The sequence below is a fragment of the Vibrio sp. ArtGut-C1 genome, from assembly GCF_002105475.1.
Classification (GTDB): domain Bacteria; phylum Pseudomonadota; class Gammaproteobacteria; order Enterobacterales; family Vibrionaceae; genus Vibrio; species Vibrio diabolicus.
Map to the genome: position 1 here is coordinate 58,525 of NZ_NCTH01000025.1, position 23,886 is coordinate 82,410.

Annotated in this window: 23 protein-coding genes; 9 read left to right on the plus strand and 14 right to left on the minus strand. The window is 44.2% G+C overall.

Annotated elements, in window-relative coordinates; genetic code table 11:
- Nucleotides 1–110: 110 nt before the first annotated feature.
- On the minus strand, nt 111–740 hold the full coding sequence (locus B7360_RS18720; protein WP_085344336.1) for a hypothetical protein: 630 nt from the start codon (nt 738–740) through the stop codon (nt 111–113).
- 202 nt (nt 741–942) lie between these two features.
- On the opposite strand from B7360_RS18720, the gene B7360_RS18725 reads away from it, so the two are divergent.
- The 4 genes from B7360_RS18725 to B7360_RS18740 all read left to right on the plus strand — a co-directional run bounded on the left by B7360_RS18725 (nt 943) and on the right by B7360_RS18740 (nt 6,306).
- Nucleotides 943–1,344, plus strand: a complete 402-nt coding sequence (locus tag B7360_RS18725) for a GFA family protein (RefSeq protein WP_012842460.1) — start codon at nt 943–945, stop codon at nt 1,342–1,344.
- A gap of 152 nt (nt 1,345–1,496) precedes the next feature.
- Nucleotides 1,497–2,168 (plus strand): YoaK family protein, encoded by a 672-nt coding sequence (locus tag B7360_RS18730; protein WP_005391213.1) that lies wholly within the window; start codon nt 1,497–1,499, stop codon nt 2,166–2,168.
- Between the two features lie 455 nt (nt 2,169–2,623).
- On the plus strand, nt 2,624–3,988 hold the full coding sequence (locus B7360_RS18735) for a YjiH family protein (protein ID WP_085344337.1): 1,365 nt from the start codon (nt 2,624–2,626) through the stop codon (nt 3,986–3,988).
- 446 nt (nt 3,989–4,434) lie between these two features.
- Nucleotides 4,435–6,306, plus strand: a complete 1,872-nt coding sequence (locus B7360_RS18740) for a methyl-accepting chemotaxis protein (RefSeq protein ID WP_085344338.1) — start codon at nt 4,435–4,437, stop codon at nt 6,304–6,306.
- Nucleotides 6,307–6,459: 153 nt separating this feature from the next.
- Here B7360_RS18740 and B7360_RS18745 read toward each other — a convergent pair whose 3' ends face one another.
- The 3 genes from B7360_RS18745 to B7360_RS18755 form a co-directional block, all read right to left on the minus strand.
- Entirely contained in the window at nt 6,460–6,801 is a 342-nt protein-coding gene (locus B7360_RS18745; RefSeq protein ID WP_081441257.1) for a hypothetical protein, read from the minus strand.
- Between the two features lie 235 nt (nt 6,802–7,036).
- The gene (locus B7360_RS18750) at nt 7,037–8,194 is read right to left on the minus strand and encodes an amino acid permease (RefSeq protein WP_085344339.1); all 1,158 of its coding nucleotides are present in this window, start codon (nt 8,192–8,194) and stop codon (nt 7,037–7,039) included.
- Between the two features lie 712 nt (nt 8,195–8,906).
- Nucleotides 8,907–9,218: a hypothetical protein gene (locus tag B7360_RS18755; RefSeq protein WP_006742087.1), complete on the minus strand. Its 312-nt coding sequence runs from the start codon at nt 9,216–9,218 to the stop codon at nt 8,907–8,909.
- Between the two features lie 141 nt (nt 9,219–9,359).
- Between B7360_RS18755 and B7360_RS18760 the strand changes: the two genes are divergently transcribed.
- Nucleotides 9,360–9,695, plus strand: coding sequence for a helix-turn-helix domain-containing protein (locus tag B7360_RS18760; RefSeq protein ID WP_048625270.1), 336 nt, complete (start codon nt 9,360–9,362; stop codon nt 9,693–9,695).
- A 215-nt stretch (nt 9,696–9,910) separates the two neighbouring features.
- On the opposite strand, the gene B7360_RS18765 is transcribed toward B7360_RS18760, so the two are convergent.
- The 7 genes from B7360_RS18765 to B7360_RS18800 form a co-directional block, all read right to left on the minus strand.
- Nucleotides 9,911–10,657: a phosphatase gene (locus tag B7360_RS18765; RefSeq protein WP_085344340.1), complete on the minus strand. Its 747-nt coding sequence runs from the start codon at nt 10,655–10,657 to the stop codon at nt 9,911–9,913.
- 25 nt (nt 10,658–10,682) lie between these two features.
- A complete protein-coding gene (locus B7360_RS18770) occupies nt 10,683–11,417 on the minus strand; it encodes a nucleoside/nucleotide kinase family protein (protein WP_085344341.1) in 735 nt (244 codons plus the stop codon).
- 9 nt (nt 11,418–11,426) lie between these two features.
- Nucleotides 11,427–11,945, minus strand: coding sequence for an MltR family transcriptional regulator (locus B7360_RS18775; RefSeq protein WP_085344342.1), 519 nt, complete (start codon nt 11,943–11,945; stop codon nt 11,427–11,429).
- 59 nt (nt 11,946–12,004) lie between these two features.
- On the minus strand, nt 12,005–13,276 hold the full coding sequence (locus tag B7360_RS18780) for a zinc-binding dehydrogenase (RefSeq protein ID WP_085344343.1): 1,272 nt from the start codon (nt 13,274–13,276) through the stop codon (nt 12,005–12,007).
- Nucleotides 13,277–13,323: 47 nt separating this feature from the next.
- Nucleotides 13,324–14,748 carry a PTS mannitol transporter subunit IICB gene (locus tag B7360_RS18785; protein WP_101911927.1) on the minus strand — a complete coding sequence of 475 codons (1,425 nt, stop codon included), beginning with the start codon at nt 14,746–14,748 and terminating at the stop codon, nt 13,324–13,326.
- Between the two features lie 12 nt (nt 14,749–14,760).
- The gene (locus tag B7360_RS18790; RefSeq protein WP_005391226.1) at nt 14,761–15,204 is read right to left on the minus strand and encodes a PTS sugar transporter subunit IIA; all 444 of its coding nucleotides are present in this window, start codon (nt 15,202–15,204) and stop codon (nt 14,761–14,763) included.
- A 431-nt stretch (nt 15,205–15,635) separates the two neighbouring features.
- Nucleotides 15,636–17,393 (minus strand): SgrR family transcriptional regulator, encoded by a 1,758-nt coding sequence (locus B7360_RS18800; RefSeq protein ID WP_085344344.1) that lies wholly within the window; start codon nt 17,391–17,393, stop codon nt 15,636–15,638.
- Between the two features lie 394 nt (nt 17,394–17,787).
- On the opposite strand from B7360_RS18800, the gene B7360_RS18805 reads away from it, so the two are divergent.
- Complete coding sequence (locus tag B7360_RS18805) at nt 17,788–18,129, plus strand: helix-turn-helix transcriptional regulator (RefSeq protein ID WP_005391232.1); 342 nt, start codon at nt 17,788–17,790, stop codon at nt 18,127–18,129.
- Nucleotides 18,130–18,213: 84 nt separating this feature from the next.
- Nucleotides 18,214–19,269 carry an ACR3 family arsenite efflux transporter gene (gene arsB / locus B7360_RS18810; RefSeq protein WP_085344345.1) on the plus strand — a complete coding sequence of 352 codons (1,056 nt, stop codon included), beginning with the start codon at nt 18,214–18,216 and terminating at the stop codon, nt 19,267–19,269.
- 43 nt (nt 19,270–19,312) lie between these two features.
- On the opposite strand, the gene B7360_RS18815 is transcribed toward arsB, so the two are convergent.
- Complete coding sequence (locus tag B7360_RS18815) at nt 19,313–20,092, minus strand: helix-turn-helix transcriptional regulator (protein ID WP_085344346.1); 780 nt, start codon at nt 20,090–20,092, stop codon at nt 19,313–19,315.
- A 21-nt stretch (nt 20,093–20,113) separates the two neighbouring features.
- A complete protein-coding gene (locus tag B7360_RS18820) occupies nt 20,114–20,647 on the minus strand; it encodes a YbhB/YbcL family Raf kinase inhibitor-like protein (protein ID WP_085344347.1) in 534 nt (177 codons plus the stop codon).
- Between the two features lie 188 nt (nt 20,648–20,835).
- On the opposite strand from B7360_RS18820, the gene B7360_RS18825 reads away from it, so the two are divergent.
- The gene (locus B7360_RS18825) at nt 20,836–21,627 is read left to right on the plus strand and encodes a PhzF family phenazine biosynthesis protein (RefSeq protein WP_085344348.1); all 792 of its coding nucleotides are present in this window, start codon (nt 20,836–20,838) and stop codon (nt 21,625–21,627) included.
- Nucleotides 21,628–21,712: 85 nt separating this feature from the next.
- Here B7360_RS18825 and B7360_RS18830 read toward each other — a convergent pair whose 3' ends face one another.
- The gene (locus B7360_RS18830; protein WP_085344349.1) at nt 21,713–22,747 is read right to left on the minus strand and encodes a lactonase family protein; all 1,035 of its coding nucleotides are present in this window, start codon (nt 22,745–22,747) and stop codon (nt 21,713–21,715) included.
- Between the two features lie 545 nt (nt 22,748–23,292).
- On the opposite strand from B7360_RS18830, the gene B7360_RS18840 reads away from it, so the two are divergent.
- A complete protein-coding gene (locus tag B7360_RS18840; RefSeq protein ID WP_254048136.1) occupies nt 23,293–23,805 on the plus strand; it encodes an MCP four helix bundle domain-containing protein in 513 nt (170 codons plus the stop codon).
- The last annotated feature ends 81 nt before the right edge of the window (nt 23,806–23,886 follow it).

Genomic DNA, 23,886 nt, shown 5'->3' on the forward strand with positions numbered 1-23,886 from the left:
CCTTTCAAACAAGGCTCATAGCTTATGCATTCCCGTATAAGAAATCACTATGAAATTTCGAGATCTAGCGCAGAAAACACTGAATTTTTACAGAACTCAAAAAAAATTCATCACTGTTGCATATGTAAGTTATTCCCTACACGCTTTAATGTGGATGAATTTAATTGATTTGGCGTATCTGCCATTGCTTGATCGTCACCATGCGCTAAATATGAAAGCGCGATAATGGCATCACTTTCCCATGTAATTTGGGTAAATTTAACGCGGTCACCGACAAAAATACTGTCTAAAAGGACAACTCGGCTCGGCACGGGGTCAAACTTAAACAAGCCAACATAGTTAAACGAACCGCTACCTTGTGTCGTTACAATCATCGGTGCAGCAATCCATGAAACACTCTCAATCTCACGCTGACTAATAAACGCAGTTGGAACGAGTACCTGACCTTTTGTCGCACCTGCATCATAATCGCCTATCAAATAGCCGTTTTCTTTATCCCACTCATCAAGAAAAGTGACCGCTCCCTGCTCTGGTACTTGAATCGTCCATGGGTTGCGTGAAGTAATTCCCAGCGTCTCTTGCACAATAACATTGGTTTCTGCTTCCGTTTGAGGGAACTTAGCCATGATCTCTTCATCAGACAAACTAAAGCGATAAACACCCGCGATCACAACCACGACCAATAATAAGATCGGAATAAGAAGAATAAGTGGTATCGGCAGGATTCTTTTGTGAGCCATGAAGACTTCCTTGTTTAAAGGTATAAATGAAAAAGCGAGTATAGCATTGTATACCCAAATGATTTCATCCCTTCAGTGTTTCAAAATTAAACTAAACTGACTGTATCCAAATGATTTTCAAGCCCAGAGTTCATAACTGGCCACTGACACTGCTCTCAGTGTTCCAAATTCATTGGTGTATTGGGAAGAATAGGTAATCACGATGACAACAACCATTCATACATGCGAATGCGCTTGCGGTTTAGTTGAGCTCCGTTGTAAGGGAGAACCCATCCGTACATCTGTCTGCCATTGTTTTGAATGCCAAAAGCGGACAGGCAGTGTGTTTGGGGTACAGGCTCGCTTTGATAAAGAGCACGTAACCTTAAACGGTGAAGTCACCTGCTATACCCGAATGGGGGATGATGGCAGCGAGGTTCAGTATGAGTTTTGCCCTTCTTGCGGCACGACAATGCGCTTATTGGTCTCTACATTTCCTGAAATCATGATCATTCCCGTCGGTCTTTTTACTGATAAAGAGTTCCACCAACCAACGGTTTCCATCTATGAGCAGAGGAAACATGGATGGGTGAGTTTCGAATGTACAATGGAACACATCAGGTAGGGGAAATCCCCCTCTATGTCGTTATCACGGTCAACGCAAAAGCTCGATAAATGAGATTTTTTTGAGAATGATCAACCGAGTTTTACTGTAAGGGGTTTCGTAACGCGGTGTGAGCGTTATAATCGGCTCCTAACATTTGGTGGGGTTTTATTGTGATTTCCAGACTTCCTCGTTGGGTGGAATATGGCGCGTTTCTACTTGCCCTTCTCGCGGGCTGCGTCAATGCCGTTGGTCTTCTCGGCTTTCAACATCAAGCGATAACACATCTTTCGGGAACCGTAACTCAGCTAGGGAACAGCTTGCTAACAGGTGTGGATAGCTCCATTCACCTGCTCTTCATCGTATTTAGCTTTTTGATCGGTGCTGCCTTTAGCGGTTTTTTTATTGAGAGCAGTGCGTTAAAACTAGGGCGAAGATATGGTGTTGCACTGTGCATAGAAGGGAGCTTGCTCCTACTCAGTTTGGGCTTTTTGGTGCAAGGGGATTTGTACGGCCAATATCTAGCGTCAGCAGCATGTGGATTACAAAACGCAATGATCACTACATTCAGCGGCGCAGTAGTCAGAACCACACATATGACTGGGATCATCACCGATCTGGGGATTATGATTGGAGAAAGCTTAAGAGGTCGTCAATTTGATCGACGTAAAGCAAAGCTATTCCTATTCATTTTCTTCGGATTCTTGCTTGGCGGTGTCGCAGGAGCCGCACTATTCGTGGTGTATGGATTATATACGCTCGTTTTCCCTGCAATATTGGCTTTCGCTACGGCTCTGATCTACTGGAGTTACCTTTACGTGCTTAGTCGCCAACAAAAAGCATAAAATCTCGAACCGATTGAGGCCGAATGCTTCAATCGGTTGTAGCTCAACTCTCTCACCGCTGCACATCATAATAAACGTTTTATCGTGTTGTAACGCAGCTAAAAAACCTTATAACAGCTAGGGCTAACAGGGCTTCCGGCAAAAAGTTAGTTAGATCAAAGTCACATTTGTTTAGCGTTTTATTATTCCAGTCACAATGCGCCCCATAATTCTCTGCGCTGCCCGCGCTCCGTGCTACAATTTTCTAACACAAGCAACATATTCGTATACACTTATACGTTATTTGACCAATTACCCGACAAATCGGCTGAATAACTAGATGTATTTAATGAATAGTATTGCAATGGATGCAGTTTGCGGGTACCCTCCGCAAAACTGTGATTAAATACGGATGTTTAGTGAATATTTATGTCATGGAAATGGCAAGTATTGACTAGTAGTAACACGAGACAACTATGCATAACACCACTAATGCTACTGAAGCTCCTAAGGGCAACTTTTGGATGTTTTTCATCCCTTCCCTAATCGGTCTTCTACTCTTTATGGCTCCGATCTCATACGATGGCGGCCTAACTATCCCTGTTGCGGTTATGGCAAAAGTCATCCCGGCAATATTAGGCGATACCTTGATCGCTATCGTCACCAGTATCATCGCTTTCATGGCAGTCGCTTCTGTTCTTTGCAAAATTTTCAAGCCTGCAGCGATTTTACGTAATGGATTTTTAAACGGTCTTTTCAATCCATCGCCACTTTGGCTTATTGTTCGCTTAATCGGTGGTGCAGCCGTATTAATGACATTCTTCCAAGTGGGTCCAAAAGCGATTTGGGAAGAAAATACGGGTGGCCTTGTTCTTACCGGTCTTCTACCAACTTTGTTTGCGGTGTTCATTTTTGCGGGCCTACTCCTTCCGCTTCTTCTGAACTTTGGTCTTCTTGAGCTGTTTGGCGCATTACTGAGTAAAATAATGCGCCCGGTATTCAACCTGCCTGGACGTAGCGCAATTGACTGTATGGCGTCTTGGTTAGGCGACGGCAGTGTTGGTATCTTGCTAACCAGCAAACAGTACGAAAATAAATTCTATACTCAGCGTGAAGCCGCAGTTGTCGGGACAACGTTCTCAGCAGTATCGATCACGTTTAGCTTAGTGGTTATCGCTCAGGTACAGTTAGAGCATCTGTTCCTACCTTTCTACGGCGCAATCTGTTTAGCAGGTATTGTCGCTGCGGTTATCATTCCTCGCTTACCGCCGCTAAGCCTGAAGAAAGATCGTTACATTGATGGAAGCAACCCAGATAAAGATGCTGACGCCGTACCAGAAGGCCACACCACATTCTCATGGGGTATGGATCTAGCACTTAAGCGCGCGGGTCAGGTAACATCTGTTCAGTCGGTATTTAAAGAGGGCGTACATAACGCAATCGACATGGTGTTTGGTGTACTGCCTGTGGTTATGGGTCTGGGTACCGTGGCATTAGTGATTGCAGAGTACACTCCTGTATTTGAAATTCTAGGTCAGCCATTCATTCCATACCTAGAGCTACTGCAAATCCCAGAAGCTGTCGCCGCATCACAGACTATTGTTGTTGGCTTTGCGGATATGTTTATCCCGGCAATTTTAGCGGCATCAATTGATAATGAAATGACACGTTTTGTTATTGCAGCAATGTCAGTAACTCAGCTTATCTACATGTCAGAAGTTGGCGCCCTACTACTAGGCAGCAAAATTCCAGTAAACATTGTAGAACTGTTCGTTATTTTCATTCTGCGTACGCTAATCACATTACCTGTGATTGCTGGTGTTGCTCATCTGATTTTCTAAAATCAAAGCATCAATCAACAAAGGCTCCGCATTGTCGGGGCCTTTTTTATGTCTAAAACTCTATCTACAGCTCTATTCAGATCACTTAATTAGCAAACGCTCATAACTTACAACGAACAGCTCCAATCACGCCCCCTTTTACGACAGTTAAGTCGCTCTCATCTCACCAATAACGCCAACCTGAAACACTATGCTTTACACAATTCTTTTCATTATGACGCTTTCATTAACAGAGCGCACAAACCTGATCAAACTCACGGTTTTTGTCGTAACTTACCGTTTTGTTTAAATTTGGTTAAAAAAGACAACAAATAGACTCATGTTTTTGACAAAGATGTCGATAAAAAAGATAACCAAACACAATAGGTTTCTCTTGATGCGGATTCACCCGTTTAAAAAGAGGTGAAAGCATAGTGAAGCCAACCGGGAGAATCAGAGGAAAGCTCATGAAATTTAGACATAAGGTTGTCACAGCCTCGTCATTTTTGCTGCTAATTACCGTGTCACTACTGTCGACGCAACAAGTTATGACGATCCGCTCCCAAACGCAGGAGCACATTGACTCGAGTGTGAACGAGATATTGACCAGTGTTGGCAATACCGTGCAATCAGAAATGAATGCTAAAAAGGATCTCGCTCGTTCTATTACTGAAGTTATCGAACTTAATCCAAGTTCACACAACTACGTTCAGAACATTCTTGAGCGACCAACACCAAAAGCCAGCTTTCTTGCGATTGGCTTTGGTTATGAAAGCAATGGCTTCGTGATTGAAAATGACGACGGCTGGGAAGCAGGACCAGACTACGATCCGCGTCAACGTCCTTGGTTCATCGCAGCTAAAAACAAAGGCGATTTGGTCGTAACAGACCCATACGTCGATGCGTCTTCAAAAAACGTAATCATCTCTGTTGGTACACCTGTAAAAGAAAACGGCCAGTTCTTAGCTGGTATGTTTTATGACCTCGAACTAACTACCCTTTCTGACCTCGTCAACCAAGTTAATCTGTTTGACGCTGGTTACTTATTTTTGGTCACCGCTGATGGGACAACCATTGCCCACCCTCAAAGTAAGTACAACGGTGAAAAAGTTGGTAGCTACCTGCCACAGGTTGATCTTACACAATCAACGCAACACATTGAGATCGATGGCGATCGTTATATGATTAACTTGACTCACATCCCGGGCGAGAACTGGTACGTAGGTTCAGTTATTGATGAAGCTATCGCCTACTCTGCCGTAGGAGAGCTTCGCAACAGCGCTATTATTTATTCAATCATTGCCGTGATTGCTTCTGTTATTGCACTGACTCTACTCATTCGCACGCTCATGCGTCCGCTGGACACTTTAAACAACGCGATTAAAGATGTTGCGTCAGGGAAAGGCGATCTTACACAGCGCCTTGAAACTGATACTGACCAAGAATTCTCAGAGCTTGCTACAAACTTCAATACGTTCATGGAAAACTTGCAACAGCAAATTATTGAGTCGAAGAGTATTTCTGATCAAATTTTGAATGGCACTCAAATCACCGCTGAGGGTGCAAAAGATTCGGCAGGTGCTATTCAAACTCAGCTACAAGAGCTAGAACAATTAGCCACCGCGATGCACGAGATGTCTGTTACCGCGACTGAAGTTGCCAATAATGCGCAAGGCGCAGCGAGTGCAGCCAAAGAAGCTGATCAAGCAACGGTTGAGGGCTCTTCTGTGGTCGGTGAATCAACACAAACGATCAACATGCTTTCCGATAGCATTGACCTTGCTGTCGAAGAAGTGCAAGTGCTTGAATCTGCAACCGCCAACATCGAAACGATTCTAAAAGTCATCAACGATATTGCGGACCAAACGAACTTACTCGCGTTGAATGCCGCGATTGAGGCTGCACGTGCGGGAGAATCTGGCCGAGGCTTCGCCGTCGTTGCTGATGAAGTTCGTACACTGGCGCAACGAACTCAAGAATCAACAACAGAAATTCGTACTATGATTGAGCAGTTGCAATCTGGCGCATCATCTGTGGCAAATGCTATGCATCAAAGCAAGGGTAGCGCTGTAGAAGCCGTAGAAAAAGCAGACTTGGCAAACAACGCGCTACAACGTATTCGTGATGCGATTCAGCGTATTTCTGATATGAACTTACAAATCGCCTCAGCGGCGGAAGAACAAAGCTTAGTTGCGGAAGAGATCAACAACAATACGGTGAATATTAAAGACCTATCGACTCAAGTCGCCGAATCTGCAAATCGAACTAACGATGCTATGCAGGCACAGCAAGAAGATGTGTATAAACAAGATCAAATATTAAACCGATTTACAGTCTAGTCTTCACCTAAACAAAAACAGCGAGCCAATGCTCGCTGTTTTTGTTTTTAGACCTCTATCGCAGTGGTATCTAGACTTAGAACGCCTAGTTTTTAGTGTTGTTGCCACTCGGCTCAAAACTGTTATCACGTTTGCTATACTGCCTTTCCCACTCTAGTTGAATTCAACATGGATATAGCGGTCATTGGAGCGACGATAATAACGATCATCCACTTTTAAATAGGTGAAATCTCCAATCTTTATGTAGGTACTATTACGAGGAATTCGGTCGTGGTAGTAGTAACTGCGTCTTGGTCGTCGAGACTCCACATAAATAACGTCACGATGTTTATACTTATGTTTATGCTTGTGCTTGCGTTTATGATGATGGTGATGCTCATGATGGTGATCATATCGATGACCATGCCTATGTTTCGGGTCAGCCATCACTTCTGTACTGAACACACCTAAAGACAATATAACGCCAACCATGGCAAAAGATAATTGCTTTGACACAACAGAGCCTCTTATTAATATCAATAGCAACATAATAGGTAGGTGAATCACTGCACATGTCAGTCTTTCGCCAAGGAGTTTTACTACAAGGTCAAAGCTTATCGTGATTATCAGAGAAAGGTAAAGTATCACTGATATTGATAACTTTTTAAGTCCTCTGTGTTTGGGTTATAAACACAAAAAAGCCGCCCGTTATACAACGGGCGGCTCAGTTTTTAAATAAGCTAGCGTGATTTTATACTGCTTGGGCAAACAGCAAGAAACAGCCGAATAGGAAGATCATGCTCATTCCCATTACGCCGCCACCAGCTTCATAAATACTGTCATCTTCTACTGGCACTCGACGCACTTTCATTGTCATTGATAATGGGACAAAGACCGCGAGAAACACAAGAATAATCCCCGCGTAGCTAAGAATAGCCAAGAAGTGTTCTGGCGCATATACAGCACCTAGTAGTGGTAGCACAAAAGTAGTAACAAAAATCACTGGCTTACTTGCTTTCAGTAGGTCTGCATTTTGATCGTATAGCGCCATTGCCACACCTAAGAACGATGTTAACAGTGCTAACCCAGTGAACATGGATAGGATAAACTCCAAACCCTCGTATTGCTGACCTAATACCGAGATCAACTCCGTTACGTTGGAGTATTGAACAAGCTCATGAGGTGGTAGGTTACCGACAACCGCTAACAACCATAATAAGTAACAAACAAGCGGAATAGTTGAACCCACGATAATCATATTACGCAGTTGAGTTTTGCTCGCTTCTTTGTTGTAAGTTACAAGCGATGGGATCACGACCATAAAACCGAAACTGGTGAAAAGCACCGAGCTTGTCTTAATTAGCGCCATCTTATTGTCACTCACGACTTCATCAAGTCCCTCAAACGAGACGCTTGGTGCAAGCGCAAAAAGTGTCAGAATCAGCGCCACGATCATGCCTAGGAACAAACCGCGATTAAGCTTATCTACAACCCCTGTGCCTGCCGAAACAATGATACCGACTAAAAGAGTAAAACCGACTTGGCTTGCGATCGTAGATGTTGGCAGCCCAATTGAGGCTGTTACTTTTTGTACGAGATCACCCGCACCAATGATATAAGCCATCAATAGACAAACTAACAGGGCGTAAAGCAAGCTGTTGGTTACCAACTGGCCACCTTTACCTAGCGTTTCGCGAGCAATTGCATTCATGCTCACGCCGCCGCCTACTTTGCAACTGGCCTCAAGAAGGAGCAGCGCAGCGTAAGTCGTCCCAGCCCAGATGAATAACATAAGAAGAGTGCCCCAGAGGAGGCCAAATTGAGCAAGCACCATTGGTATAGCAAGCATACCAGCGCCAAGAGCAGTACCTGCAACGATCAGGGAGCTGCCGACAAGTTTTAGGTTCACGGTTAATACCTCTAAATTCAATCCGTTTATTTCTCGCCAGTTGTGCTACATCCAAAGCACACCCAACAAAACGCTCTACTCAACCAAAATTTGGTTACAAGAGCACTATGTTACAAGAGCCTTGTATGGCTAAGAAAACATGCAGCAAAAGGTGGTTAATTCAATTGCACATGAACACTTGAGAGTCGTTTTGGGCGATGTCATCGTTGATGAAATGCGCACAACTTTGGGTTCGAAGCAAAATTGTTCATCTTAATTCATCAACCCCATTCGTCGTGAATGGATTTGGTTCGAAAAGATTGTAAGGCATAAGCAGGACGATTGAAAAGCAAAAGGTCAATCTTATAGCGATATATTTTAACAACTCTCCTCATTCACCTAAGATGTGTTGTTATTTTCATCACTAATCAGTCTTTTATCGCCTAATGAGAGTAAGAACGAGCTCAACCGCTCAATTTTGGATGGGTGTACAAATTAATTTACAGTTCAAGTAAAGGTGTTAGATTCCAGGAGCGTAGCCTAGATCGGACAATATCGCTATTATTCGCTGCGTACCGACACTGTTCGGTTCACATACCTCTAAACACTGATTTACGGTTCGAAACTATAGGTAAATGAGTGTCCGAATGCTGGGTGTGGTTCCCCAGCATTTGCATCCTTTCTTTTTGGTGTTATCCAAACTGTCTAAATCTAAGCTAGCTTGCCCATTCTATTAATACGCTTTATCTAACGCTCCGATGATATAAGTTAATGCTGAAACGCCCATATCCGCGACCTGCTTCTCAGTCACACTCATATTTTCATACGCAATCTGCAACTCTACCTCACCTATCGATTCTTTATGAAGATAAAGCTCTTTGTAGTTCATCAACCTCTGTTGAGACTGTCGAGTCAGAGCGACAACATTTTCTTTAGTGACACGATGCTGCTCATTAAGCTCGCTAAATAATTGATCTAAAATGCGTTGCATTTTGCGAATTGAGGATTTTGTCTCTATTGATTTGTATGATTGATACTTTTCCATTGAGTTTATAACTGACTAAAATATGTACATTTTTATTAGATAGCTATTCTTATACTGATTGCAAAACAGGTAAATATGAGATGGTTAAACTGGTCCACTTCTTGCTTTATTTAGGTCAAAACTGTCCTTTCAGGAGAGCACATGCAGGTCGACCCTATTATTGAAGCACTGATTGCGAGAAGAAAAGCGAGTGGCCTCTCCCGTGAACAAATGGCAAACATCGCAGGGATGAGCGTGAAAACGTATCAACGGATAGAGCGTGGAGAATCCGACCTGAAACTTTCCCAATATCGCTCCATACTACGCTCTCTGCATTTGACCGATCTCGACATCGCATTAGATATAAGAGGCGTTCAACACGTAACAGCGGATGATCTAATGGCCGTTGCACGCTTGCTGTCTCCTGAAGCTCAGTCCCTACTTGTTCGCCTGTTATCGCTCGTTATTGAACAGCGGAACACAAAAAGCGGCTCATAACCTTATGACTGATTAAGAGCAATAAAATTCCCGCTCGGCCTATAATATTCTCGAATTATGGCCTTCGTTCCCTTTTTCATTGATTCCTCTTTTCACGCTTTATATGACAGTCGCGTTGTCTGTTCTACGCCTCCCCAAAACGAATAAAACCCGCAGCTTGGCGGGTTTTAGGGCTGTATAAGAAAATACTTCGTTTAATGTGTTTGGGATTTTACTTAGTAAAAATCCTTAAACTCTGGAATCCTCGCCTTACCTCTCAGCAATAAGAAGTTCAAGAATCGGCTCGTCGACGTAGTGAGTATCTTCTCTTCTTCCACACCGTGTTTTTCCAGCAAAGCAATCGCCAAATCTAACTTAGAGATCTCTTCACAGAAGTGCGCATCAGATCCGGTACTGAAGTAAACGCCAATCTCTTTGCCCAGCTCGACAATGCGATCACAACGGGAATCACTACCCTTACGGCTTTTGCCTGTCAAAGATGTATTGTTAACTTCAACCGCAACATTGTGCTCTTTAGCACAGCGCAGCACCTGTTCCATATCGAATGGGTAATTTGGGTTGCCTAAGTGACCGAGAACATCCACCCTGCCGCTTTTAATCGCATTTATCAGAGCGGCAGTATGCTCAGCTTCGGTTGCGGGCTTGAATACGGGTTCATGGAAACTCGCAATCACCCAGTCAAGGTGTTGGTCAGAGGAAGGTGGTAAGTCTATCTCCCCTTTCACATTCAGCGTGTTGGCTTCGACACCGCGGAGAATACCTACATCGTGTAAAAAACGGGGCAAAATTCTTTGATTATTGAAATGCCAGTAGTGAGGGGCTCCTGGCATCTCGGGAGCATGATCGGTGATACAAAGAAGTTTTAGCCCCTTATTCTTGGCAGACAATGCGTTCTCTAAAATGGTGCTGTAGGCATGTCCACTGGCAATAGTATGGGTGTGGCTATCAACGACGATATCCATGGTGACCTCCTAAGTTGCGGACGAATTATCGAATGTCGAACGAACCGTTTTGATTGAGAAACAGCGTGAGATCCGCTGGAATTGAGTGATTTAAAACCTTATCTACATTTACGGCATCTGAGTTCAAATAAAACTCCAATGCAGCTTCTGGATCTGTACCACCACGAATCTTACGATTGACTAAACGCTCTTGTAGAAACTCCGCTTGGGTATCAATAAACACAGTGAAATCGGCCAAGCGATGTAGTTCTTTCCATACTGGTTCATCTAGCAACAACCAGTTGCCCTCGACGACGACAATATTGCGGCTAACCTGAATGGCATCATCAACCGGATCATGCAGGTTACGGTCGTAGTAAGGCCATTTGCTGTCTTTCACTTTAAGCTGTTTCAGCTTATCGATAAGCTCGGTGAGATTGAACGTCTCGTAAGAGCCTTTAATACTGCGCAGAGGCACGAGCTCGCCATCTCGTTCAATCGTATTGTTGTCGAGGATCTCATTTGGATAGTGGAAACCATCAAACGGCAGCACTTGTAAAGGCTCTTGGCTTTCATCATGTTCAGAGAGATATTCCCAGAACGCAGCAAGGGTTGACTTACCGCTGCCCGGAGGGGCACACAAGAACACCACAATGCGTTCCTGCTTCTCATGATAAAGACGGGTAAATTTTTCGATAAGAGGTTGATGGATTCGCTTTACGTCGGCATCAGGAAAGGTAGCTTCGGTTTCAAAACCACTGACGTTTAAATTCACTTTCATGGTGAACCCTTATTGATTGATCTCCCCTTCGATTCTTTCTATCAACATTTCACACGACAGCTTCAACACTGTTTTGATGAGAGATTCGTATCTCATTTGCGAAAAGGACTCAAACGAAGAGAACTTAAGCTGATTGATCGACTCAAGATAAAAGCTGTCTTGCTGAGAAGAGAGTACCGCTTGGTTTTTGATGAAATCGTAAATCACGTCATCCGCGAATTCGACTTTCTCAGGTTGGCTAACTACGTACTCCAAGACCTGATCGTACAATCCGATATCGGCGTAAGTTTCCAAAGAGATTTTGCCCATTGCAAACATCAACTTTGATACCACATCGGTCGTCACCAACGGACCATCTTCTTTCAATAAAGGATCCACAGCATACTCCTTCACAAGGTCGTCTTGGACGAACACGCTCGGAAGTAATGCTTTTAACTTGAGGTTAATTATTTTGTTAGAAACCCGAAGAAACGCAGTGGCATTTTTGCACTCGTCCAGTTTCTCCAGTAATTCGTCTTCACGTGACAACGTATTATGACCTCTCCATTATGTGGCAGCGCAAAGGCTACCACACAAATTCGTTGCAACTAAACCGTTAAGCTCACGTCATAAAACTCAAGTAACGCTTTTTCTGCATGTGCGTTCCACACATAGTTGTTGGCGTTCAAAATTGCGTCTAATTCGGCGAAGAACGGGTCTTGGTCTGCCAGCGATAAAAAGTCATCAATCGCGGTCAATGGCAGGTCAATGTGTGGGTAAATCAACTTCTTACCGCCCGGAATATCCAACTGATTCAGAATCGTATGGGGTGCAGCTTGTAAGCCACCAACATGGGTGATCATGAAAGACGGGTTGATCTTGCCTTGTGAGGAAAGCTCAATAGATTCCACCATGTCACCCTTTGAGCCACCGGACGTCCCTACAATATGGGTTGATTCGTAATGCACGTTGTAGAAGTTAAACGGCACTTTGAAATTCTTATCGGTTGGGCCTGCGAAGAAGTTTAGGCAGCCATCGTTACCCAACAGCTCATCGGCTTGTTCTAGCACTTGAGCAACAGCCGCGTAGACCATTACATCGTCGTAGCCTTTGCCACCGTTGAGTGCTTTGAGATACGCGACCGGATCGTCGATTTGAGCGGTATTCACATAGTGCAGTTCAACGCCCTGCTCTTTGGCTTTTGCAACGGGAATGAGGCTTTCAGCTCGGTCTAAACGCGCGGCGTCGATGTCCGTCACCACGATCAGTTTTGGCTTCACCGGGCCGTTGATCGCATAGTCAATCGCACCAATGCCCATTGGGCCAGCACACGCCAAAAGCGCTAACGCACCGCCCTCTTTGATGCCCATATCATGCTCGTACACGTATTGCGTGGTGTGGTAGCTCGCATGGTACGCACCGATAATGCAAGACATTGGCTCAGCCAAAGACGCATCTGCAAAGTAGTCACCGTGGTAAGGCAAAACGCAACCTAAGTCGATAGCGATTTTAGGAATTATGGAATACGTTGCGTTGCCGCCAAAGGTTTCGTAGCTGTAACCCGCTGAGTAACCAGTAGGCAAACCCATTGCTGGTTGCAGTACAAAGTAATCGCCTGCTTTGTATTGATCTTTTAGGTTCTCACCAACTTCAACAATCACACCTGCATATTCATGACCAGTCATCACTGGCACTTCATCAATGTTTTCAGGAACGCGTTTGTGTTTGCTACCTAACAATGCTGCTTTGTAAGTGGATAGACAAATGCTGTTTGAAATGTTTTTAACCAGAAGTTCGTCGGCTGAAATGTTTGGTAAATCAAAGGTTCTTAATTGAACGTTTTTCTCACCACAGATAACCGCTGCCGTTGTTTGTACCATGATTTCTCTCCTAATTGGGGCGATACCTGCCGCCCCAAACTGCATTGTTAGGCTGGTTGCTCAGTCGCGACCGTTTGTTGCTTAATCTTATCCATCAGCTCGTCAAGCGCTGGGTCGTTGAGGAAGTTCTTGATCGTTACGACTGGTAAACCTGTCGCGTTGACTGCGCGGCTTTCTAAGCTCTCGTGCGTCACGACGATGTCGGCTTCACTCGGGACTTTCTCGATGGCGAAGTTCTTCACTTCAATGTCTATCCCAGCTTGTACCAGCTTGCGTTTGAAGGTCGATGCGCCCATTGCACTAGAGCCCATACCCGCATCACATGCGAATGCGACAAATGAAATTGGCTTGCTCGGCTCTTGCGTCGTCGCAGCTGCAACTGGCTTAACTGCGCCTTCTGCTTTCATCTCTTTCATGTCAGAAACTGATTTCTCAAACTCGCTTTCTTTTTCTTCTGATTTGCTCACTTTCAGAATCGCACTTGCTACCAAGAAAGAGACAATCGTTGCACTTGTCACACCGGCGATGGTCGCAATGAAGCTACCTTTCGGAGTAAGAGCAAGGTAAGAGAAGATAGAGCCTGGACTTGGACCCGCGACCAAGCCTGCATCGAATAGGTTGAAGGTTGCGATGCCTGTTGCCGCACCAGCAATCATTGCCACAATCATGATTGGTTTCATGAGTACATATGGGAAGTACAGCTCATGAATGCCACCAAAGAAGTGAATGATGATGGCACTTGGCGCAGAGCGTTTAGATAAACCCTGACCAAACTTAGCGTAAGCCAGCAGCATACCAAGACCTGGGCCTGGGTTAGACGCCACCATAAAGAAAATGGACTTGCCCGTTTCTGAGGCCGCTTGCAGGCCTAGTGGGTAATAAATACCTTGGTCAATGGCGTTGTTCAGGAACAACACTTTTGCTGGTTCGTTAATGATCGCTAACAGAGGCAGGAAACCCGTCGCAACCAACGCTTCGATGCCTGATTTCACAAACAAGTTTGCTGCGGTGACTGAAGGGCCAACAATCTCGTAGGCGAACAAACACAACAACATACCGACGATACCCAACGAGAAGTTGTTCACGACCATCTCAAAACCAGAAGGTATGCGGTGTTGAATACGTTTATCCACTTGCACCACAATCCAAGCGCTCAGTGGACCCATGATCATTGCGCCAACAAACATCGGTATATCAGCCCCGACAATCACGCCCATCGTACCGATAGCCCCCGCTACCGCGCCGCGTTTTTCACCAACAATCTGACCACCGGTGTAACCAATCAAAAGTGGCAGCAAGTAAGTGATCATTGGCCCCACGAGTTCGCCAAAGGCTTCGTTTGGCATCCAACCCGTGGGAATAAAGAGTGCAGTAATAAAGCCCCAAGCGATAAAGGCTCCGATATTTGGCAGCACCATGGCGGTCAAATGACCTCCGAAGGCTTGCACATTAGCTCGCATGTTTGCTTTCACGTTATGTTCCTTTTAGTATGCTTTTATTATGTCTAGCACTTGTTCTTTGGAAGAGGCTTGTGCCAGTTTTGCAATGTTCTCTTCATCCACAAACATCTCGCTCAACGCTTGAATCACCTCAATGTGGGTATCAGAGTCTTTCGCAGCTAAGGTAATAAGAATATTGGCCGGACCGAGATCCGATCCAAAATCAACAGGTGACGGGAAAATATGGATGCCTAAGCCTGTTTTTAAAACACCAGTTTCAGGTCGGGCATGAGGCATTGCCAATCCAGGGCATAACACATAGTAAGGACCGTTTTCTTCCGTTGAACGGATGATTGCATCAGCATAATGCTGGGAGACGTAACCTTTATTTTCTAGGTATTGAGTGGTCTTTTTAACCGCATCTTGCCATTGGTAAGCGCGATCATTAATTACATCTACTAGTTCGTGGTCGATTAACTCGTACAACATATTTAACCCTATCAACAGTTCGTCATCTGATGGGTTAATTATCAATAACAGAGTCCCAACCGCGCAACCGAGCTACTTTTGCGCTTCGAGTCACACTTTAAAGCCTGTCAATTTGTTTAAATGGACAGAGCTCAAAAATCCCACACGTAAAAAATCTACAAATTTTATTTGAGCAACAAGTCAATAGACGAATTTTGAATACAATCACCTTCTCGAAAATATTCTTAAAGTTACATTATTTAAATCAGATCACATTAGACCTATTGACTCGATATAATTCGTGATTAATTTCAAAGTTCATTTCGGACCGTTTCTTGATCACTCGCGCTCAAACGTAGATAAGCATCACACTTGTTGGCTAGAAAAAATAAAAACGTCACTGGCTTTCACCAAATTGCAGACACAAAAAACCGCCATTCAGGCGGTTTTGATCAGTCCGCAGACCAAACGGATCGTATGTCTGGCCATCCCCAGTTTGTGAGTGCGACATCTTCCAAGACCCCTTGAAAACGTAGCGTCTGAGTATGGTGGAACATCGGTGCAATCCAATACTCGCTAATCAAAGTGGACGCAATCGGCTCTAACGCGCTCAGGTAATCTTCAAGCGGTGAGAATGCACGGACATTCTCCATTTGAGCATCCAACCACGCCGCATTTTGCACCCCCAAGGTGTGGTAAAGCACGGCATTGCTAAAGAAGTTGCTAAACGCAGACGCATGACGGTTATCGTCCAAGTTGATATTGGTGACAACCAGAGTCTCATCTAGCGTGCCGTTTTTGGCTTTCTCGCTCAGTTCACGGTAGGAGTACATAACGATCTCCACTCGGCTGCCCGCACGCTCTAAACGCGAAGAAATCGCTCGTGCGCACCGGCGTAGCGCCGTGTAATTGTACCCTGCGATGGTGATCAGCTTTGGCAACTTGACCGCATCTCCAAAGGGGCGCAACACTGGCTTCCAGTTAGGCAATAAGTTATAAGCAGGTATGCTCCCAAATATAATGTTTTCATTACGCATCACGTCAGCTAGCAGTTCAGGTTGAATCAATTCACTGATGTATCGGCGCTGGGCCTGAGACAAAGCGTGCTTTGCATGATGGTTAAACAGTGCGAACAAACAACCGTCTTCCGTTCGACTGCGTTTACTCGCTGGTGATACTTCACTGTTTGGCGTCGACATATAGTGGCTGCACATGTCATCAGCAGAATCAGGTTCTGGTTGCAATGTGTTTGCGGCAAGCGATGGATTTTCCATCTGTTCATCGTTGACGATCCATATCGTCACAAAATCCGTTAATACTCGACACGCGTAATAGCCATCAAACGCTTGCAGTTTCAAACGGTTTTCACTGTGCTCAACGACGGAAAATGGACCACTCCCCACCACCAACTTGTTGTTAGCAACGTTCACCTGACTCACGGGCTGAATGCCATATTTCACGCCAGAAATAAGTCCAGCAAAACCCAAGTCAGGTCGGTTAAGCTTAAAAACAACCTTCAATGGATTAAGTGCCGTAATGTTGGCAACATGCGCCAGCTCTTTTTCGTAGTATTCCAAAGAGCTTAATTTAGCGAACAAACTGACAACCGTTTCAGCATCAATTGGGTTGCCATTATGAAAAGTCAGACCCGGACGAAGATAAAATGTCCATTCGTACAAGCGGTCATCATAACGCCAATGATGAGCCAACTCTGGCTGCACCTGTCCGTTGTAATCGCTTGAAACCAAACAACAATAAATTTGGCGAAGCAAAAAACGTTCACTACTTCGCTGCAGTTGATGTGGAACCACACGCTCGAACATACGTTTGTAGGTCAGTTGAATGTTGAGCTGACCTTCTTGAACCGATGCGCCTGACGTTGTTTTCAATAAACGTCCAAACGCAACTTCATCCTCATCTAATATCGCGAGCGCTTTCTCGTACTTACCAAGCTTGATCCGCTCTAGTGCAAGGCTTTCTTTCAGCGCGCTGAGTTCAACGTTTAACAACAATGTTGAACGCTGGTTCCGTCCCGGTTTTGGTCGCCAACTTAACCACGCTATCTCTTGCATCTGCGCCAGCAAACTGCGCGCATGACGAGGCGAAGTAAACAACAAATCGGCGATTTCTTGCAGCGTGGTTTTTGCTTCATTACCAACACCAAAAGAGAGCAAGCGTTGGTAATAACGAAATAAGTTGAGATCAGACACCGCACGTACCTTAGCTCTAGGAGGTCATTGGATAGGCGTATTTTACTGAACTTGGCGGCAATAAAATAAGAAAACTTCCAAACACTTTGTTCCCCTTTTACTAGCATTTCGTCCCTATATTGTAGGAAAACCCCACCAATTCGGTTTTATCAGGAATAAAGCGAAGAAATCTACTCTCTTTTTCGCCTCCCCTTTTTTCACCATACTGATTTAGCGAGCAGGAAATATAGAAAATTGTTCATAACCTAACCCCCAAGCAGAACTTAGCTCCTGATACCACACCCCCAATTCGTCGTATCTTTAAGTTCTGCTTTTTTACTGCCAACAGTTGCGCCTTAGAAAAAGCACACGTACACTTAATCGTAATTCGACGATTAACTATAAAGGTCTGCTCATGAGCAACAAATGCAGCGAAACATGCGAAATTGCTTTTGAAGCCACACAAAAACAACTGGATAAAGAGCAAGCACTCGCCGCTCAAGCAAAAGCGCTGTCTCATCCTGCTCGCTTACGCATTCTGCATATTCTTCACACTTTAGACACTATGGGCGGCTGCTTAAATAGCGATTTAGTCTCTGAGTTAGGTTTAGCGCAATCGACCGTATCAGAACACTTACGTATTCTAAAACAGGCAGGGTTTATCAGTGCAGAACCTAACCCGCCAAAGGTTTGTTACCGCATTCAACGTGAAAAACTGAACGCGTTTAACGCTCAATTTTCCGGTTTATTTAGCTAAGACACGTTGCGCGCTTTCCATGCGCGCAAAGATAAACTATAACCTTATATATCGCCTTTCGACGATAAACGAATAGAGACCACTATGACGACTGAAGTTTTAAATAGTGCCAGCGAAAAAATGAGCTTTCTTGACCGCTACTTAACGGTTTGGATCTTTGTCGCAATGGCCATCGGCGTGGGGATAGGCGCAGCCTACCCGCAAGTAGCAGAATGGAACGAAGCAATGTCAATTGGTAGTACGAACGTACCACTCGCCATTGGTTTGATTTTGATGATGTACCCACCACTCGCCAAGGTGAACTACGGTCTATTGGGAACGGTAACGAGAGATAAAAAAGCCATCACGCTGTCTCTGGTTATGAACTGGATAGTCGGTCCAATCCTGATGTTCGTTCTTGCTTTAACCTTTCTTGGTGATCATCCGGGTTACATGGTTGGCATTATTTTGATTGGCCTTGCACGCTGCATCGCTATGGTTTTAGTGTGGAATGATATTGGCGGCGGCAACAAAGAATATGGCGCGGCCTTGGTGGCATTAAATAGCGCATTTCAAATTCTGACTTACAGCGTTATGGCTTGGCTATTCATCACCGTACTTCCACCGTTCTTTGGCTACGAAGGTTTTGTGGTTGATATTTCCATGGGTGACATTGCAGAAAGCGTATTGATTTACTTAGGCATTCCGTTCCTCGCTGGTTTTCTCAGTCGTAAATGGTTAGTCGCTGCAAAGGGTGAGAAGTGGTACAACGATGTGTTTATTCCTCGAATTTCACCCATTACTTTGATCGCTTTGCTCGCCACCATAGTGCTGATGTTCAGCCTCAAAGGAGAGATGATTTTACAACTGCCAATGGATGTGTTCCGCGTGGCAGTCCCACTAGCGATCTACTTCGTATTGATGTTTTTTACCAGCTTCTTTATCGGGAAGAGAATGGGCATCCCCTACGATAAAAATGCCTCCATCGCTTTTACGGCGACGGGCAACAACTTCGAGCTGGCGATCGCGGTTTCCATTGCTGTATTTGGCCTGAACTCCGATCAAGCATTCGCTGGCGTGATTGGTCCGCTAATCGAGGTTCCTGTTCTGATTGCTTTGGTTAACGTCGCACTGAGGATGAAAACCAAATACCAGAGCTAAAATTGGAAACATAAAAGATCGAGCCAAACAGCAATATTAAGTACTAACTGACGACAGTTTTTATGTACTCACTGGGCGTTAAACCAAACTTCCCTTTAAATCGTTGGCTAAAACGGCCTTCCGATTGATAGCCACACAACTGCGCGAGTAACGCAACGTTGTATGAACCATTTTGCATCAGGTAGAGTGCGTGATTTAAGCGCACTTCTGCCAGCACCTCCCGATACTGAGTGCCCTCTTGCTTGAGTTTGCGTATCAACGTTGCTCGGCTCATAGCAAAGCGCTCAGCAACAAATTCCAAAGGATGGTCATCGCCCGGAGAGCGTGACAGATAACGGCTGAGTTTCTGACTGAACGAGGTATTGGAACTCGCGAAAAGCCGATGCAATAGTCCTCGCTCTGCTAACTGCTGATACAACCCCATCATCCAATAACGTTGCGTCGCTTCACTTAAACTTTCCCGTTCAAAAGAAAACAAGGCATTTAATGTCGCTTGCAGTGCTTTGTCTGTCTCCACCGCTGGGACGTAATTTCCCAATGCATTACTCACACTCAGCTCTAACATTTCATCGCTAGGTACACAGTGAAAACTGAACATTCGTGAGAGAAAACGCCCTTGTTGAGGAAGGTTTTCAAAATTCAGCGAAGCGTTTGCTTCACAAAGCATGATGTTAGGATGAAGAATATCAAACGCTTCGTCTTTCCAAAACAGACGCTTACTTCCTTTAATGATCTGGATAATACTCGGGGAGTGAATCCTGACGTTACGCAGCTTTTGCTGCTGCTCCGCACGAAACAGCGTCACTTGATATTGATGCCCCATCTTCTCCCCTTAAGTATTTAATTATCGCGTGTAAGTCGCGATTAACTTCGCGTTGTCCAATGCGACACTATTCAACGTAAATCCTACAACCGCCGCTGGCGTGTTCTCATCCAAGTTCAACTTATCACTCGGCAGCGCCCAAACGGTAAACTGGTAGCGGTGCATACCATCTTTTTCTGGAGGACATGCGCCACCAAAACCAGTAGTACCGTAATCGATACGAGACTCCTTACCGCCGAGCTTACTGATATCAACGCCACGAGGCAGCTCGTTAACTGAGGCTGGAATATCAAACGCTATCCAATGCCAAAAACCACTGCCTGTTGGTGCATCAGGATCGTACGCGGTAATCGCAAAACTTTTTGTACCCTTTGGAACGTCTTTCCACATCAGTTGTGGAGACTGGTTCGCACCATCACATCCCCAACCTGAATATTCAAATGTCTTCGCCATTGGATGACCTTCTTGAATATCTTTGCTCGTTAGTTCAAAAGCATGGGCAGAGCCGATAACCAAAACGCTAAGGGCCAAAACAGACTTGTGAATCGCTTTCATGTGTTTCTTCCTTTCAATGAGTTCAATTCAAGTCTATTCATCAACCCAAGCCAAGATACATCAATAAGTATCACAAAATATAAAACCATCGTCTATTTTGATACTTTAAGATTCAAACATAAATTTCTTATTCTCTGAGTTGCATCTGGTTTATGCTAACTAACCACTTATAGAACAAAGAAGACAAAATGGAACTGGATATCTTCGTCGTTGACGCATTTACAGACACGCAATTTAAAGGCAACTCAGCCGCAGTTGTACCCTTGCAAGAGTGGTTAGAACCAGATCTAATGCAAAACATTGCAGCGGAAAACAACCTCTCTGAAACCGCGTTTGTTAAAACGATTGGTACGAATCAATATGAAGTACGCTGGTTTTCTCCACTCACAGAAATCGACTTTTGTGGACACGCAACGCTCGCTGCTTCCATGGTGTTGTTCGACCAACTCGGCGTTACAGGAAGTATTGAGTTTCACACATTAAAAGTGGGCACCTTAACCGTAATTAAGAACGCACTTGGCAAGATTGAAATGACATTTCCGACAAGAGTGCCACAGCCCGTCAACGCCATTCCTACGCAATTAATTGAGGGATTAAACTGCGAAGTCACACACGTACTGCTTAGCCCGCAAGCTTACTTCGTTATCGTGGAGGATGAACAAACCGTTTTTGATGTTCAATATCGATCCGACCAACTGAAACAACTCGCCCCTTACGATGTCGTCGTGACATCAAAAGGCAGTCAATACGACTTTGTATCTCGCTACTTTTGGCCAGCAAACGGCGGAGATGAAGACCCTGTCACAGGATCAATCCACGCAGGCTTAGCACCATATTGGGCGCAAAAGCTCGGCAAAGCATCTTTAGTGGCGTATCAAGCATCAGCACGTGGTGGCGTTCTGTACTGCGAAGTCAAAGAGGATTGCGTCAATGTATCTGGTGATGGTGTGTTGTATATGAAAGGCAAAATTTACGTCTAACTGTACGTTGAAGATTGGCGTTAACTGTTTTTATCCTGAAAGCCTAGCCGCCCGCTAGGCTTTTCTATTTCCTGCTGCTTCTGCGTTAATCGTTACAAAGGTGTTCGACAATACACACTGGAGAGCCTATCTCACAGTCATAACCCGTTGCAGTAATTTCCCCTGTTTGAGGATTGCGACGAAAGCTCACCACATTGTTGGAATGTTGATTGGCAACCAACAACCACTTTTGATCACGAGACAACACAAAATCTCGTGGAAAAGCCCCTTCACATTGAATGGCTGCTCGCCTTTTGGGCGTATCGCCAGACACATCAAACACACTGACTTTGTTCTGAGCTCGGCAAGAGACATACAAAAACGTTTCATCTTGTGAAAGACGAATCGCCGCCGCCGCTTGCTGATTCTCTTCCCCTTCTAATAATTCTGTTTGATTCGAGATAAGCCATTTATCTTGGTGCTTAACCAACACAATCAAGGTTTCTGACAGTTCGCAAACCACATACGCTGTCGACTCTTGTTGGTTAAACACCACATGGCGCGGTCCCGAACCTGCAGGTAAATGAATCACTTGCGACAGTGAAAAATCCGACTGTTGAGCCTCGTAATCATAAATAAGGACGCTATCACTGCCTAAGTCTACGACAACCAATTGATCACTGCGCTTTAAAAACATGACTTGATGAGCATGAGGAGAAGTTTGACGCTCTAAATTCGGCCCGCACCCATCAACGTATAAATCCGTCAACAAACTAAGCGGTTTACCATCGCGATCCAATTGAAATACGTTAACATTTCCAGAGCCATAATTAGCCACCGCCAACAACGGTTTTTTGATATCCAAATGACACGGATAATCGCCATTAATCGGCAAATAGACAGATTCACTACCGCGAAAAAACGCAAGCTCTGCACCTTCATTTCTATCCATTTCGCTAAACGTATACAGCCCGTGTTCGGTGGTCGTGAGATAGGACGGATTACGTTGAACTACAACATCGTCAAGCCGAGTCAGTTCACCCGTTTCAGTGTTCAGCAATAGACGCGCAATGCCCGTGCTCGTACTCGGAGGGTTGGTGTAAGTGCCAATATAAAAATGCACGTGACCAGTTGTTGTCATGGATGGCCTTATATGAGTGATTCGTATTATTCAACACCTTGCCTATTGTCATGGCCGACCGCAATCCATTTTACGAATCAGCCACTTAAAATGTGAAGCAATTGCTCATTTAAAACCGCAACGACATCGCCGTTTGCAGTTAAAGTGGTTTAGCGTTTTAAACAGTATGTCAGCCTTGAGTATGAAAGCCTCGACTTACGGTTACTTTCAAGTGTTATATTAAAGACGAAGAATGTATTTTATGTTCAAGATCTAAGTTTCATTAGCAAACGCTATAATAAGAAACAAAAATCGGGATAAAATAAATAATAATCATGTAACAGTTAATTTTCCTATAAACACTAAATTGAAACACATTATTAATTTCCATTTATTTATAAAATTATAATTAATTTTATAAATAACAAGGATTTATTTTAATTATGAACATTTAGATTACGACTTAATTTTATTCACGATAAATTTATTTGAGACATCAATCACACTATATTTCAAATCTCAGTAATAGACTCCGAGCCTTTCAACCCCCCATTATCAGTGAGTCTATGAAACTTTCTAATTTAAGTATCAAGTATAAAATCAGTGCGCTGATTTTGATCATTTCGTTATCTGTTATCGCTCTCTCCGTTTTCTTTACATCTGAAATCAATATGATAGAAGGAAAGCTTACCGTATTTTCTGAAACCACCGTACCTAGCGTATTGCTCGTAAAAAATACCGAAATTGAACTCGGAATTTTAAGAAAGGATGAATTCTCTTTATTAACCAATGTGAATCACCCTCAATTCATGGAATGGGTGGCCGGATTAGAAAAATCTGAACAGAAAATTGATAAATATCTAGACCAATATGAGAAAGGACTGTGGGATCAACGCGACCGAGACGCTTTCAATAAAGTAAAAAGTGCCTGGGTTAAATACAGTGCGTTTAACAATGAATACGCGAAATTGCTATTGAATAATAAAATCGACGAAGCAAATGAAACATTGTTAAACGGATTTTCTACATTCACACAATTATCAGATGCGATTCGTGATTTAGTGGAACTATACCCGTGATCATTGAAGATGCTTGATTTTCTTTAGAATCAGGATCATGCTACGAACTATGAAAATTACACTGACTCCTCAACAGAAACT

Excerpts from the sequence above, each read along its gene's own strand:
- B7360_RS18720 (WP_085344336.1), bottom strand. The coding sequence starts at position 740 with ATGGCTCACAAAAGAATCCTGCCGATACCACTTATTCTTCTTATTCCG.
- B7360_RS18725 (WP_012842460.1), top strand. The coding sequence starts at position 943 with ATGACAACAACCATTCATACATGCGAATGCGCTTGCGGTTTAGTTGAG.
- B7360_RS18735 (WP_085344337.1), top strand. The coding sequence starts at position 2,624 with ATGCATAACACCACTAATGCTACTGAAGCTCCTAAGGGCAACTTTTGG.
- B7360_RS18740 (WP_085344338.1), top strand. The coding sequence starts at position 4,435 with ATGAAATTTAGACATAAGGTTGTCACAGCCTCGTCATTTTTGCTGCTA.
- B7360_RS18755 (WP_006742087.1), bottom strand. The coding sequence starts at position 9,218 with ATGGAAAAGTATCAATCATACAAATCAATAGAGACAAAATCCTCAATT.
- B7360_RS18760 (WP_048625270.1), top strand. The coding sequence starts at position 9,360 with ATGCAGGTCGACCCTATTATTGAAGCACTGATTGCGAGAAGAAAAGCG.
- B7360_RS18765 (WP_085344340.1), bottom strand. The coding sequence starts at position 10,657 with ATGGATATCGTCGTTGATAGCCACACCCATACTATTGCCAGTGGACAT.
- B7360_RS18770 (WP_085344341.1), bottom strand. The coding sequence starts at position 11,417 with ATGAAAGTGAATTTAAACGTCAGTGGTTTTGAAACCGAAGCTACCTTT.
- B7360_RS18780 (WP_085344343.1), bottom strand. The coding sequence starts at position 13,276 with ATGGTACAAACAACGGCAGCGGTTATCTGTGGTGAGAAAAACGTTCAA.
- B7360_RS18790 (WP_005391226.1), bottom strand. The coding sequence starts at position 15,204 with ATGTTGTACGAGTTAATCGACCACGAACTAGTAGATGTAATTAATGAT.
- B7360_RS18805 (WP_005391232.1), top strand. The coding sequence starts at position 17,788 with ATGAGCAACAAATGCAGCGAAACATGCGAAATTGCTTTTGAAGCCACA.
- arsB (WP_085344345.1), top strand. The coding sequence starts at position 18,214 with ATGACGACTGAAGTTTTAAATAGTGCCAGCGAAAAAATGAGCTTTCTT.
- B7360_RS18815 (WP_085344346.1), bottom strand. The coding sequence starts at position 20,092 with ATGGGGCATCAATATCAAGTGACGCTGTTTCGTGCGGAGCAGCAGCAA.
- B7360_RS18820 (WP_085344347.1), bottom strand. The coding sequence starts at position 20,647 with ATGAAAGCGATTCACAAGTCTGTTTTGGCCCTTAGCGTTTTGGTTATC.
- B7360_RS18825 (WP_085344348.1), top strand. The coding sequence starts at position 20,836 with ATGGAACTGGATATCTTCGTCGTTGACGCATTTACAGACACGCAATTT.
- B7360_RS18830 (WP_085344349.1), bottom strand. The coding sequence starts at position 22,747 with ATGACAACAACTGGTCACGTGCATTTTTATATTGGCACTTACACCAAC.
- B7360_RS18840 (WP_254048136.1), top strand. The coding sequence starts at position 23,293 with ATGAAACTTTCTAATTTAAGTATCAAGTATAAAATCAGTGCGCTGATT.